The organism is Ornithinibacillus scapharcae TW25 (genome assembly GCF_000190475.1).
Classification (GTDB): Bacteria; Bacillota; Bacilli; order Bacillales; family Amphibacillaceae; genus Ornithinibacillus; species Ornithinibacillus scapharcae.
In genome coordinates this window covers 38,243-49,948 of sequence record NZ_AEWH01000014.1, presented here as the reverse complement: position 1 = coordinate 49,948, position 11,706 = coordinate 38,243, and the positions used below count along the sequence as shown (strand labels likewise).

The following is an 11,706-nucleotide window of genomic DNA, read 5'->3' as shown; positions in this document are numbered from 1 at the left end:
AAGGTATAATTCCTTAAAAAAACTTGATTTTTTTCGAAAAAACGATTATAATAAAGTTTGTCACGAAAAAATCTGATCACTTGGTGATTAAGTATTATGTCTGGTGATGAAGGCGAAGAGGTCACACCTGTTCCCATACCGAACACAGAAGTTAAGCTCTTCAGCGCCGATGGTAGTTGGGGCATTGCCCCTGCAAGAGTAGGACGTTGCCAGGCATTTAATTCCATTCCACAGTAGCTCAGTGGTAGAGCAATCGGCTGTTAACCGATCGGTCGTAGGTTCGAATCCTACCTGTGGAGCCATATGGAGAGCTGTCCGAGTGGTCGAAGGAGCACGATTGGAAATCGTGTAGGCTGCGAAAGTGGTCTCGAGGGTTCAAATCCCTCGCTCTCCGCCACTATTCTTATATATCCAAACTCTTATATGGCCCGTTGGTCAAGCGGTTAAGACACCGCCCTTTCACGGCGGTAACACGGGTTCGAATCCCGTACGGGTCACCATGTGGAGGATTAGCTCAGCTGGGAGAGCACCTGCCTTACAAGCAGGGGGTCGGCGGTTCGAGCCCGTCATCCTCCACCATTTAAAATTTTTACTTCAAAAGATACACTTTATATCACCGCGGGGTGGAGCAGTCTGGTAGCTCGTCGGGCTCATAACCCGAAGGTCGTAGGTTCAAATCCTGCCCCCGCAACCAAAATCATTAATAGTTGGTCCGGTAGTTCAGTTGGTTAGAATGCCTGCCTGTCACGCAGGAGGTCGCGGGTTCGAGTCCCGTCCGGACCGCCACTATAATTTTTATTTGATACATAATGGCTCGGTAGCTCAGTCGGTAGAGCAACGGACTGAAAATCCGTGTGTCGGCGGTTCGATTCCGTCCCGAGCCACCATTTATGTTTTTTTCTTTTTCTGGAGGGGTAGCGAAGTGGCTAAACGCGGCGGACTGTAAATCCGCTCCTTCGGGTTCGGCAGTTCGAATCTGCCCCCCTCCACCACTTTCAATTAAATAGTAGTCATATTTTTGACAGTAGGGGTATAGTTTAATGGTAAAACGAAGGTCTCCAAAACCTTTGATGTGGGTTCGATTCCTACTACCCCTGCCATTTTTTTAATATGGCGGTCGTGGCGAAGGGGTTAACGCACCGGATTGTGGCTCCGGCACTCGTGGGTTCGATTCCCACCGATCGCCCCATATTATCCCAAAATTATTGGGCTATAGCCAAGCGGTAAGGCAACGGGTTTTGGTCCCGTCATTCCTAGGTTCGAATCCTAGTAGCCCAGCCAGTGCGGAAGTAGTTCAGTGGTAGAACACCACCTTGCCAAGGTGGGGGTCGCGGGTTCGAATCCCGTCTTCCGCTCCAATTACATGATAATGGCGGTATAGCCAAGTGGTAAGGCAGAGGTCTGCAAAACCTTTATCACCGGTTCAAATCCGGTTACCGCCTCCAGATTTACTTTCTATCAATAAATAATAGCTTTATTCTCAGAATAAACTCTTTTGTTTTAACTGCTATATTCATAGCAACTAAAACAAGAGAGTTTTTATTTTGCCTTTTTATGGGAGTTATGACTGTATAATATTTACATCTAGGGCATACTAATGTTTAGTATTAGTTCTGGAGGTAAGGTAAGTATGGAAATAGAACATAACCCTCGTTTATCTGCTGTTGAAATAACACAGGTTTGGAATGCGTATATGACAAACAGTCTTTCAGTATGTGCTTATAGTTATTTTCTTAATAGTGTAGAGGATCAAAGTATAAAGGAGGTAGTACGATTTGGTCTAGATTTGTCAAAAGCAAATCTAGATGCTCTAGAGGGATTTTTTAAGAAGGAAGGATATCCGCTTCCAATTGGATTTAATGTGAAGGAAGATGTTGATGTACATGCTCCTAAACTCTATTCTGATAATTATATCCTAAACAACGTTCGTGACAATGCAATGATAGGGATGAATACGTATGCTGCATGTATTGGACTTGCAGCAAGGAAAGATGTGTATGAATACTTCTCAGCGTGTTTTGCTAAGACCAATCAACTTCATCGAATGGCTAAGAACCTCATGCTTGAAAAAGGTACTTATGTAAGAGGTCCATATCTACAACCACCTTCTAAATCGGACTACGTTAAGAAGCAGAGCTTTTTAACCGGTTGGTTTGGTGAGAGAAGACCATTAACAGGGTTGGAAATCACAACCTTATATGCAAATATACAACGAAACCATTTAGGTGGTTCAACATTAATTGGATTTGGGCAGGTAGCACAGTCAAAGGATGTAAAAAAATATCTAATTAGAGGTAAGGAAATAGCGTCTAAACACGTTGAAATCTTTGGCTCCTTATTAAATGAGGAAGACCTTCCAACACCAATGTCATGGAGCTCAGAAGTTACCGATAATACTTCGTTTGTCTTCTCTGATAAATTAATGATGTTTGAAACTTCCTCTTTAATCTCAGCCAGCATGGGGTATTATGGCCTTGCATTGTCTCAAAGTATGAGAAGAGATGTGTCTACCCACTATACCCGCTTATTGGCTGAAATTATGAAGTATGCAGAGGATGGAGCTAATATTATGATTAAAAATGGTTGGTTTGAGGAACCACCTATGGCTTTAGACCGAGGTAAATTAGCAGATGGGTAGTGTGGTTAATGTCTCAAAGTAGAAAAGCAGAAGTATTTTTCTGGAGTATCGCCTTACCAGGTTTTGGTCAATATTTAAACGGAAAAATAGTAAAAGGTACGGTTTTAATATTATTGGAATTTATCGTTAATGTTAAGTCAGGACTTAATCATGCCATATTACCAAGCTTTTATGGAGATATACCCGCGGCGATTTCACATGTGAATTATCAATGGTTAATGTTTTATCCATGTTTATATTTATTTGCCATGTGGGATGCATATCGGGATGCAGGTGGAGGAGAGGAACCTTATGCTTTCTTACCATTTGTGTTTTCTGCTTTTATTGGTACGATTGGAGTAGTTTATTCTCCTTTATTTCATATTAGTCGTGTTTATTTTGGCCCAATATGGTTACCTATTCTATTTCTATTTTTAGGATTTTTCATTGGGAAGGCAATCCAGATAATTATTAGGAAGTTGGCAAAATAAAAACAGCCTGCCGGCAAATAGAAACTGACATTGTGAACAATAAACTTTTCATTGACTTAGAGGAGTATTTTGTGCTATATTATTACTTGTCAGTCAAGATTTACGTCATTTATTATTATGCCGGTGTGGCGGAATTGGCAGACGCGCGGGACTCAAAATCCCGTTCCTTCGGGAGTGTCGGTTCGACCCCGACCACCGGTATCATAAAACGTTGATAGGACGGCGTTCTCTACGGGGAGCGTCGTCTTTTTTGCGTTCAATTTAACGCAGAATGTGCGAAGATTAGTCCCACGCGCTTTCCTTTGATTTTATCGAAGGGGAGCGCTTTTTTTATGTCAAAACGTAGAAATAACGCACTTACCGCAGAGGAAATCGAGATAGCTTCGGAACCCATCGAACTGGATACGTTATCCTTTGACGAGGCTATGAGTCGCTTCATTTCTGACGGTGAACGCAGAGGATTACGTCCGGACACTATTACGTACTACCGGACAAAGCTCGGTCAATTTAGGCGGTGGCTGGTGTCGGTTGACAAGGTGGATAAAATTAGCATGGTCCTACGACAAGATATTGACGACTATGTGGTCTATCTAAGAGATAACCGAGGACTAAAAAACGGAGCTATCAATACCTCTATTCGTGCAATACGGTCGTTCTTCGGATTCCTCTACGAATCTAAATATCTACGTAATAACCCGTTAAAAGGCTACTCGTTGTTAAGTGTGCGATCGGGGAATGTTGAAACCTTTACTATAAAGCAGTTACGGGACTTACTTAACGCGCCCGACAAGCGGACATTTATAGGAGTTAGAGATTATACATACATGCTATTACTCTTGGAGACTGGTATTCGACTATCAGAATCCGCAGCTATTCTAGTTGAGGATGTGAAGTTGTCGGAAGGGGTTATTTTTGTCCGACATACAAAGAATCACTTTCACCGATATGTGCCGATACAAGCAAAAATGAAAGAGCAGTTAAAACGATATTTAAAATTAAGAGGGACATGTGAAAGTAATCACTTGTTTGTGACTTTGGACGGAGAGGCTATGAAAAGAAGTGCTTTGCAAAAGATTGTTGCGAAGTATGGCAAGATAGCAAAGATAAAAGACGTCCGATGTAGTCCTCATACGTTAAGGCATACCTTCGCTAAACTATCGGTTATGAATGGTGCCGGAGTGTTTGAGCTACAAAAAATTCTAGGTCATTCCACAATGGAAATGGTAAAAGTCTATGTAAATTTATATTCAAGTGATGTTTACGAAAAACATAAAGAGTTTTCACCTTTAAAGAATCTATAAAATAAAAAAAGTGCAATGCACGGATTTACACCCGATACATCACACCTGTCGCTAGGTTTAATTGTATCGAAAAAGTAAACGTATTGCAAGGCTTATTTGCTTTACGTTTCTAATAGAACATATATTCCTATATTAAATATGTACGTTTCTGGACTAAATAACTTATTTATATGTATGGGAGTGTCTGTAACCGTGTATATGCGCCTCAATATGGAGGGATACGCATGGAACATGTAACACTATCATTCGAGAATATCGAAAAGTACCGCACATTCGAAACCACTCGCGAAATGGACGATACCATTTACGAGTATATCGACATACTATTAAAGGATGAAGCTGCGCCGTCAGTAATCGAAGTATTACGATTCTTTGGGCGTTCTAGTTTGCGATTTACTGGCGTATCATTTGCTAAGTACCAAACTATCGCTGACAGTATCGGAGTATCAAAAAGAACGGTTCTGCGTGCGGTCAAGACGCTTGAACAATACGGAATGATCGAGAAGGTTGCAACGGTTAAAAAGTGGCGCCGTTCCGTTAATATAATCCGTATTATGCCGGAGATGTCACCGCAAAATGTCGCCACAACGGAGAGCGTCGAAACTAACGGAGACAAGGCAAGCATGTCCGAAATGGAGCCGCAATCAACTATATTTAATCACTCTAAAAAGAATTACATATTAGATACGGCACTCGCGACTAAGAATGCAATCCCTGCGCCAATATATAACGCATTATCTCCGTTCTTTAACGGTGCAGACATTCGCAGATTAACCGGAATCATACTGCGAGCTAAACGAAAGGATCAACGTGTAGAGTCGTATTCCGACGAACTAAATATGCTGATATTAGACGTTATCAGGCGTTTTAAAGGCGGTCTAATCTCGAATATAGACGGATACTTATATACGTCTGCACAGCGCTTATTTAGACGTTTATACTGGATGGAATTGCATACCGAAGTATACGGAGAGTCGCATTGATAAGTAGTCGACCGTTCATAAAAAAATTGGTACTTGTCTCATTTGTTACTTGTCCGTTACTAACATCGGCTATTTGATGACCGGACATACTCCGAAAAATGCACATAAGAAGAAACTCGGGTAAATGACGTTATTTTCATGTCCGATAGTGTCCGAAATTATGTTAGTTTACGTTAGTTTACATCGGTAATTATCGGTAAATTTACGGAATTTTAATGAGCGATTTTGCACGGTTTTTGTGCGACTCAGTTAAACTATATTGAGCGTTTTATCTGCGAGGAGGGGTTGGCGCGTGACCCTCCGAACACTTTGAAAAGGTGTGCGTAATTGTGCATATATCGGATATTATGGGTCTGCGAGGAGGCTCCGGAGTGGACGCCTATCCAAAACTCGGGGGGTCTGTCGATGTATAAAAGCGCCTGTTTTTATGCACTCGGAGTGTTCGGTTACTATTAGTAAGTATACGGTATATAAGGGTTTCAGCGTAATGCATAAAAAATTGTATGCGGTAACTAATTAGCGATTGTCAGAACGTAGTAGTATCAACATTTCTTACGTTTAGTAAGTAGACATAATGTAAGTTATCGGAAGTAATTACTGTATATTTATACGGATAATATACGCCACATCGGCGCGCTCATGACGGTCAACGTGGCGTTGAAATAGCTTTATTAATAACGTGTTTACTTCGATATGTATAAGTCGATTAATATGATCGGAGCTTATGCGCAGACCCCCAACGGCACCCATCGTTATGCCGTTTCCTGGTGGGTCAACCGCCTGAGCAAAAATTTTAACTTTGACTTTTTTCTTCATATTCTACTTGTTCTAATGAAATGATATCGTTTATATCCCTTATATTGAAGATTTCCGCAATCTTAGCGATCGTTTCCGTGTTTATACGTTTAATTGGCTTCTTACACATATCATTAACTGTTGACGGACTTAATTCTAGTCTCCTCGCTAACTCATTTTGACTCATACCGTTCTTTGTCAATAAATCTTGCAAATGAATTTCTACTCTTACCTTCATAATTATTAAGCTCCTTTTTAGCATTGTATGAATCAATTATACACTTATTCGGTTAAACCGTAAATTTATGCTTGACATTCGGATAAACCGAACGTATACTAAGGTTAAGTTATTCGGATAAACCGAATACACTAAAAGGAGGGAATCACGATGAGTGGAGTAGTTTGGTTCAATGGTGAAGATTACATTAAGCAAGTTATCGAAACCTATGATGAACTCAAAACGGACTCACGACGCAACAGTCCGGAGGATTCACCGGAATACGAACAATGGGCGCTAGAATCGCATAACGCGGAGGTCGAGGTGATCGAGTCGTATCTGTATCAGTTTATTCATCCGGCGCAGCTACCACCGGTATTTGACCGCATTATAAAGGAATACGATTTCGATGAGGATGAAGTGGAGGCGATGCGGAAGGAGTTGGCGAAGTATGTTACCGACTAAAAATGCTCGTAGGCTACAGACGTTACTACAAGATGCGCGACAAATTGCGGTCAAGGAGCGCGCTAGGGTGCGCCAATGCTTATCGAAAGCCGACCGCGCCGTATCGGACTTGTATCACGATATAGAGTTTAGCAGAAATGTAAACGTACTTAATAGCGGTCGCACCGTTAAGAGCTTGCAAGCTGCGTTACAGCATAGGCGCAAGGTAAAGGACGAGCTTGCTAATTTAGAGTCATTAATGACGGCATTAGATAGAAATATAATAATCGAGGAGGAATCGGAATGATAGCAATAATGGAAAGAAATACGGATTTTAAAGCAATCGCAGATAGGTACATACAACTAATGAATGATGAGCGTAACCATCTACCGGAAGGACATCCGGAACTAGAAAAACTATACGAGGAGCAATTCGAAAATTGGGACGAAATATTATCGGCATATTATTACGCACATGTTCCGCCAGGAGTATTGCCGGATTGGATGGAGAACGCAATCTTTAATATGGATTTGACTGCCGACGAATGGGACAAGGTTATTAATTTCGTAATGGAACGCGCCGGAATAACACAAAACCCCTCTAGCGGGCAACTAGAAGGGTCGAAAGGATAAAACTTTGATGATTAATATTATAAAGAATTTTCGACGCAAGGTCAACGCTATTGACTCGTTTTACCTCACTTTATTTATAGGATCATTACTCTACTTGTTAATCGAAATGATAAACGCGTGACTGCGGCAACAGTTACGTAGTTTAAGACGCTGCCACGTCTCTAAATACCGAAAGCTTGGTCAGCTACAAATATGCGGGTGAGAAAACATGGGGTGTGTTTATGATACTTTGAATTGAACGGAAAAGGTGCGGCAACACCTTAAGCATTAATGTTACTCGGAATTGTTACCGACCATACGACGAATGGAATCAGCGATAGCAAGCAGGCGTTAGGTTACGATAAACCACGAAAAGGTGACGAGTAATACGGATAATAGACCGACTGTCATAGCGATAAATATAAAAAGCGTCACTCTTTCGGGGGTGGCGTTTTTGGTGTGAAAAATTCCGTTGGTGTGCGTCTAAATATACATAAAACTAAAAAGTTCACAAAATGTTCACAAATTATGTGTCGGAATGGGTTTGAGAAGCAACTCATATACCGTGAAGTTCTTTTTTAGGCGGAAAAGTCGCGCAGAAGGTCTTTCTCGCGCATCTATTAAAGAGATAGGTGTTTAAAAAAGAAAAGGTTCGCAGAATGTCTTTCTCATCCGTCATATATAAAAAGAGATATTTTTTCTGATTAATGGTGCGGTAAAAATTACCGGACGAGTTATCACTACTACATCCGATATTTACGATTTAGCAAATAAAAGTGCTAAAATTCGTTAGAAACGTTGATATACCGCGGTTTGTAGCGTCCTCTCTTAAAATAAGGGGTATAAAACGTGCTAAATGATGATAGCGGAAAAATTGAATTTTATTTTTACGCAAGGGTTTAACTGTAGTTACAAAGTTCAAGACATTCCGAGTCAGACAAGCTGCCTCGGGGTCATATATAAGTATTTATTTCGAAAGGGGGTGTTATATGTGGGTATTTGTCGGAGGTATTAGGTTTACCCGTTATAAGCGTGATAACCGGTTGTAGTAGTCAGAACGATTAAAAGTTTAGCGGTTACTTTTGTAGTGACCACGAATTGTGTCACGTCGTACAAATCGTAGGCACCACACCATAAGGGAGGTGTAAGTTGTGTTCGTAAGAGTAAAGAAACGGAAAAGCGTTAGAGGTCCAGGTCAGACGACATTCAACATCGTTTTAGTTGAGAATTACCGAAGTGGAGGGAAAGTAAGGCAACGTCATATCAAGCACTTAGCGACTATCAACGAATATCATGCAACGCTAGAGCATGTTCTATATAGAATGTTCAATGAAATAGAAACGCGCCTGGGAGAGATTAATAGACACCTTGATGTGGAGAGTATCATCTCCGAAGTAGAACGAAAACTTGACGTCAATAGACCGACGAGGGAGCAAGCGGAAGCCAGAGTGTCACAATTATGGCAGGAATTAGATTAAAAGGGGAGGAAAAGTTATGACGAAAATTAATATAATCGACTCGATCATGGGTAGCGGTAAAACGTCCTGGTCCATCCAATACATGAACGAAGCAAGCGCGCTCGAAAAATTTATCTATATAACTCCGTATCTATCGGAAGTTGAGCGTATTCGCGCAAACACTGAGCGGACGTTCTTTGAGCCGAATAACAACAATAAAGACGGAAGTAAAATGCGGAGTTTAAAAGAGTTGATAGTCGACGGTAAGGATATCGTCTCGACGCATTCTTTATTCCAAACGGCGGATGACGAGTTAATCGAACTCTTAACCGATTCGGGGTATACATTAATATTAGACGAGGTTATGGACGTTATAGACAAAGCTAACGTAACACAGCAAGATATACGTGATTTAATTGCGTTAGGGCATATCGAAGTAAGGGGTAATCGAGTCGACTGGTTATACGATGGTTATGACATTCTAGCCAAATATGCAGACATAATGCGGTTAGCCAAAGCCGGTAATCTATTTTATCACCGTGGGAGGTTCTTGATATGGGCGTTTCCACCAAGGGTATTCGAAGCGCTTTCTAATGTGTACGTAATGACATATTTGTTCGAAGGGCAGTTGCAACGGTATTATTTCGACTTATTTAATTTCGAATACAGATACTTCGCAATAAAACGCATGGGAGATAAATACGAAATTACTGACTATAATCCGCACAATGAAAATAGAAAAGCGCTCTATGAATTAATTAACTTGTACACCGGAAATTTAAACGATATCGGAGAGTTGGAAAACGCATTTAGTGCTTCTTATTTACGTAATATGTCAGCGGAAAAGAAAAACGAGGTTCGCAAAAACATCTATAACTATTTTCGAAACATCTCAAAAGCTAAAAGCAAAGAAATATTATGGACGACAATTAAAGATGCAAAATCGGGACTGTCCGGCAAGGGTTACGCTAGGTCATTTCTTCATTGTAACGCTAGGGCAACTAATGAGTACCAAGATAGATGGTCGTTAGCTTATGCATTTAACAGATATATGGGTCCGATGGAAAGGGCATTTTTTGAAGATCACGGTGTCACGGTCAATCAAGAATTATTAGCCGTATCGGATTTATTACAATGGGTATATCGCTCCAGGATACGAAACGGACAACCAATAGACTTGTATCTACCTTCGAAACGTATGAGGCGTGTATTAAAGCAATGGGCAGAAAACGAAATTTAGAAGGAGGGAGTAAAATGCGAGAACTAAGAAAACTTAAAGCAACTCATTCAGTAATGTATGACAAGGCTTTTCCTCAACGGAAATTATCGGAATTAGAGCAGTATGCCAACGTTGACGACGTTAAGCTAAAACGAGCGCCACTAAACACGTTAGAAGGCGTTGCTAATACCCTTATACTTAACACGCAACACGCTGAGCAACAACGCATAAAGGCGAATCCACCCGTATACGATAAAGCGTATGTCGAGCGCGCAGACTACTCTATAATGTCGCTATACTCCGATTACAAGGACGATATCGAGGAAGGCAACGCCACTTGGTCGGATTACCGGAAAGAACGCAAGAAATGGCGCAAATGCAAGCATAAGTTTTGCCTTAATATGTATCCGATTGATAAGGACAACTTTAAAGGTATGCGTGCAAAACGAAGTGACAGCCGATTCTGTTGCGAAGATTGCAAGGATAAGCACCACGAATCAATAAAACGATATAAGGAGACCGGATCATACTTATCGCGATGGTATTACGTGCCAGCGCTCGATGAATCGGTGGGAGATCGGACTCGTAAGCGTGATATTGCGGTAGAGGCGGACAAACTAGAGAGAGAAATAAGTAAGAATCGACCGATAAGGTATGCGCCATTAAAAAAAGAGAAACTGCCTATATATCCAGTTAAAACTTACAATCTAGCAGATTTATCTGATGAAGAAATAAAACGAGAAAAATTAGAAAAATATGTAGAAAAAGTGACTAATAACCGTGGGCAAAACCCCATTATTAGTAACCAGGTAGGTACGCAAGCCGGCAGCGTATCTGCTCAATTTTTTTGATTGGAAGTCATAAAAAGGAGGTAAAGGAATGGATAGAGAAACTTTCAAATCTATACGACTATGGCTAGGTATGAGCCAACCGGAGTTTAGTGAGTTTTTAGGGATTAGCCAATCGACTGTTTCTAGAATTGAAGCCGGTAGTCGCTCGGTCACCGATCTAGTTAGGGCGAAAATTGCAAAAAACTTCGAACCAACAGAGGATTTTATCGAGTTTTTGGAACGGAGTAAGAAACTAGCTTTATAATTTTTTATTTACATTAACTACCATGAATATACTTATCCAATTTTAAGTGTATGTCAAATGGGGTGGAATGTCAACTACAAAAAATAGATAGGGGACAGTAGGCATTGAAATGGAAAATGAACTATGGAGATTAGAAGTTGGCTGGCTTGCAGCATACACAACCGATAGGCAAGTAGTTAAAAATATCAAGCGCTCTAACAAGGACTGGAAAGTCATGGCAGAGTATATGATTAACGGAAAAATCAAGGCGACACAATTTAAAATACCGGTGAAAGATAGGCGCCAGGCTGAACGTAGATTCGGAGTAAAAGTATCATAGCAGATTTTTCATAAAATTAGCCGTTTTAAGAGGCTTTTAACTTAGTAGGTACAAATACAAGCGAAGCTGTTAAAAGTGTGCTTATTTGCTCGCTATACACCCGATTTCTGTCTATATGGTATCGGGAAAACGAAGGGAGTCGAACTGGTTGAATAA

General features: G+C 40.8%; 14 protein-coding genes, 14 tRNA genes and 1 rRNA gene. 28 read left to right on the top strand and 1 reads right to left on the bottom strand.

All coding sequences use genetic code 11. The features are described 5' to 3' along the window. Positions 1 to 99 precede the first annotated feature (99 nt). The 19 genes from rrf (at position 100) to G5W_RS0104135 (ending at position 5,392) form a co-directional block, all read left to right on the top strand. A 5S ribosomal RNA gene (gene rrf, locus G5W_RS0104225) occupies positions 100 to 215 on the top strand. A gap of 12 nt (positions 216 to 227) precedes the next feature. Beyond that, a tRNA-Asn gene (locus G5W_RS0104220) sits at positions 228 to 302 on the top strand. Between the two features lie 3 nt (positions 303 to 305). Further along, positions 306 to 397, top strand: a tRNA-Ser gene (locus G5W_RS0104215). Positions 398 to 425: 28 nt separating this feature from the next. Next, a tRNA-Glu gene (locus G5W_RS0104210) sits at positions 426 to 500 on the top strand. 3 nt (positions 501 to 503) lie between these two features. Beyond that, positions 504 to 579 (top strand) — tRNA-Val (locus G5W_RS0104205). Between the two features lie 38 nt (positions 580 to 617). Beyond that, positions 618 to 694: transfer RNA gene (locus G5W_RS0104200), tRNA-Met, on the top strand. A 15-nt stretch (positions 695 to 709) separates the two neighbouring features. After that, a tRNA-Asp gene (locus tag G5W_RS0104195) sits at positions 710 to 786 on the top strand. Between the two features lie 25 nt (positions 787 to 811). Next, positions 812 to 887: transfer RNA gene (locus G5W_RS0104190), tRNA-Phe, on the top strand. Positions 888 to 908: 21 nt separating this feature from the next. Then, positions 909 to 992, top strand: a tRNA-Tyr gene (locus G5W_RS0104185). A gap of 34 nt (positions 993 to 1,026) precedes the next feature. Then, positions 1,027 to 1,100 (top strand) — tRNA-Trp (locus G5W_RS0104180). A 13-nt stretch (positions 1,101 to 1,113) separates the two neighbouring features. Then, positions 1,114 to 1,189: transfer RNA gene (locus G5W_RS0104175), tRNA-His, on the top strand. Positions 1,190 to 1,206: 17 nt separating this feature from the next. Further along, positions 1,207 to 1,281, top strand: a tRNA-Gln gene (locus tag G5W_RS0104170). A 2-nt stretch (positions 1,282 to 1,283) separates the two neighbouring features. Then, positions 1,284 to 1,358: transfer RNA gene (locus G5W_RS0104165), tRNA-Gly, on the top strand. 13 nt (positions 1,359 to 1,371) lie between these two features. After that, positions 1,372 to 1,445 (top strand) — tRNA-Cys (locus G5W_RS0104160). A gap of 185 nt (positions 1,446 to 1,630) precedes the next feature. After that, on the top strand, positions 1,631 to 2,638 hold the full coding sequence (locus tag G5W_RS0104155) for a DUF3231 family protein (protein ID WP_010094493.1): 1,008 nt from the start codon (positions 1,631 to 1,633) through the stop codon (positions 2,636 to 2,638). A gap of 8 nt (positions 2,639 to 2,646) precedes the next feature. Continuing rightward, complete coding sequence (locus tag G5W_RS0104150) at positions 2,647 to 3,108, top strand: hypothetical protein (RefSeq protein ID WP_010094492.1); 462 nt, start codon at positions 2,647 to 2,649, stop codon at positions 3,106 to 3,108. 119 nt (positions 3,109 to 3,227) lie between these two features. Beyond that, positions 3,228 to 3,309, top strand: a tRNA-Leu gene (locus G5W_RS0104145). A 131-nt stretch (positions 3,310 to 3,440) separates the two neighbouring features. After that, positions 3,441 to 4,409, top strand: a complete 969-nt coding sequence (locus G5W_RS0104140; RefSeq protein WP_010094491.1) for a tyrosine-type recombinase/integrase — start codon at positions 3,441 to 3,443, stop codon at positions 4,407 to 4,409. 224 nt (positions 4,410 to 4,633) lie between these two features. Further along, on the top strand, positions 4,634 to 5,392 hold the full coding sequence (locus G5W_RS0104135) for a helix-turn-helix domain-containing protein (protein ID WP_010094490.1): 759 nt from the start codon (positions 4,634 to 4,636) through the stop codon (positions 5,390 to 5,392). A 793-nt stretch (positions 5,393 to 6,185) separates the two neighbouring features. Here the strand turns inward: G5W_RS0104135 and G5W_RS0104125 are convergent. Then, positions 6,186 to 6,425, bottom strand: coding sequence for a helix-turn-helix domain-containing protein (locus G5W_RS0104125; RefSeq protein WP_010094488.1), 240 nt, complete (start codon positions 6,423 to 6,425; stop codon positions 6,186 to 6,188). Positions 6,426 to 6,575: 150 nt separating this feature from the next. Here G5W_RS0104125 and G5W_RS0104120 point away from each other — a divergent pair, with 150 nt between their 5' ends. The 9 genes from G5W_RS0104120 (at position 6,576) to G5W_RS0104085 (ending at position 11,550) form a co-directional block, all read left to right on the top strand. After that, on the top strand, positions 6,576 to 6,869 hold the full coding sequence (locus G5W_RS0104120; RefSeq protein ID WP_010094487.1) for a hypothetical protein: 294 nt from the start codon (positions 6,576 to 6,578) through the stop codon (positions 6,867 to 6,869). A 67-nt stretch (positions 6,870 to 6,936) separates the two neighbouring features. Beyond that, entirely contained in the window at positions 6,937 to 7,155 is a 219-nt protein-coding gene (locus G5W_RS0104115; RefSeq protein ID WP_138918963.1) for a hypothetical protein, read from the top strand. Next, a complete protein-coding gene (locus G5W_RS0104110; protein WP_010094482.1) occupies positions 7,152 to 7,481 on the top strand; it encodes a hypothetical protein in 330 nt (109 codons plus the stop codon). The genes G5W_RS0104115 and G5W_RS0104110 overlap by 4 nt, the downstream gene beginning before the upstream one ends. Positions 7,482 to 7,751: 270 nt before the next feature. Further along, a complete protein-coding gene (locus G5W_RS24450) occupies positions 7,752 to 7,847 on the top strand; it encodes a phage holin (protein ID WP_081472414.1) in 96 nt (31 codons plus the stop codon). A 764-nt stretch (positions 7,848 to 8,611) separates the two neighbouring features. Further along, positions 8,612 to 8,938 (top strand): hypothetical protein, encoded by a 327-nt coding sequence (locus G5W_RS0104105; protein WP_010094480.1) that lies wholly within the window; start codon positions 8,612 to 8,614, stop codon positions 8,936 to 8,938. Positions 8,939 to 8,954: 16 nt separating this feature from the next. Next, the gene (locus tag G5W_RS0104100; protein WP_010094478.1) at positions 8,955 to 10,157 is read left to right on the top strand and encodes a hypothetical protein; all 1,203 of its coding nucleotides are present in this window, start codon (positions 8,955 to 8,957) and stop codon (positions 10,155 to 10,157) included. A gap of 14 nt (positions 10,158 to 10,171) precedes the next feature. Next, the gene (locus G5W_RS20390; RefSeq protein WP_050801645.1) at positions 10,172 to 10,987 is read left to right on the top strand and encodes a hypothetical protein; all 816 of its coding nucleotides are present in this window, start codon (positions 10,172 to 10,174) and stop codon (positions 10,985 to 10,987) included. A 28-nt stretch (positions 10,988 to 11,015) separates the two neighbouring features. Next, on the top strand, positions 11,016 to 11,231 hold the full coding sequence (locus G5W_RS20385; RefSeq protein WP_010094474.1) for a helix-turn-helix domain-containing protein: 216 nt from the start codon (positions 11,016 to 11,018) through the stop codon (positions 11,229 to 11,231). 109 nt (positions 11,232 to 11,340) lie between these two features. Continuing rightward, on the top strand, positions 11,341 to 11,550 hold the full coding sequence (locus G5W_RS0104085; RefSeq protein ID WP_010094472.1) for a hypothetical protein: 210 nt from the start codon (positions 11,341 to 11,343) through the stop codon (positions 11,548 to 11,550). Positions 11,551 to 11,706: the final 156 nt, after the last annotated feature.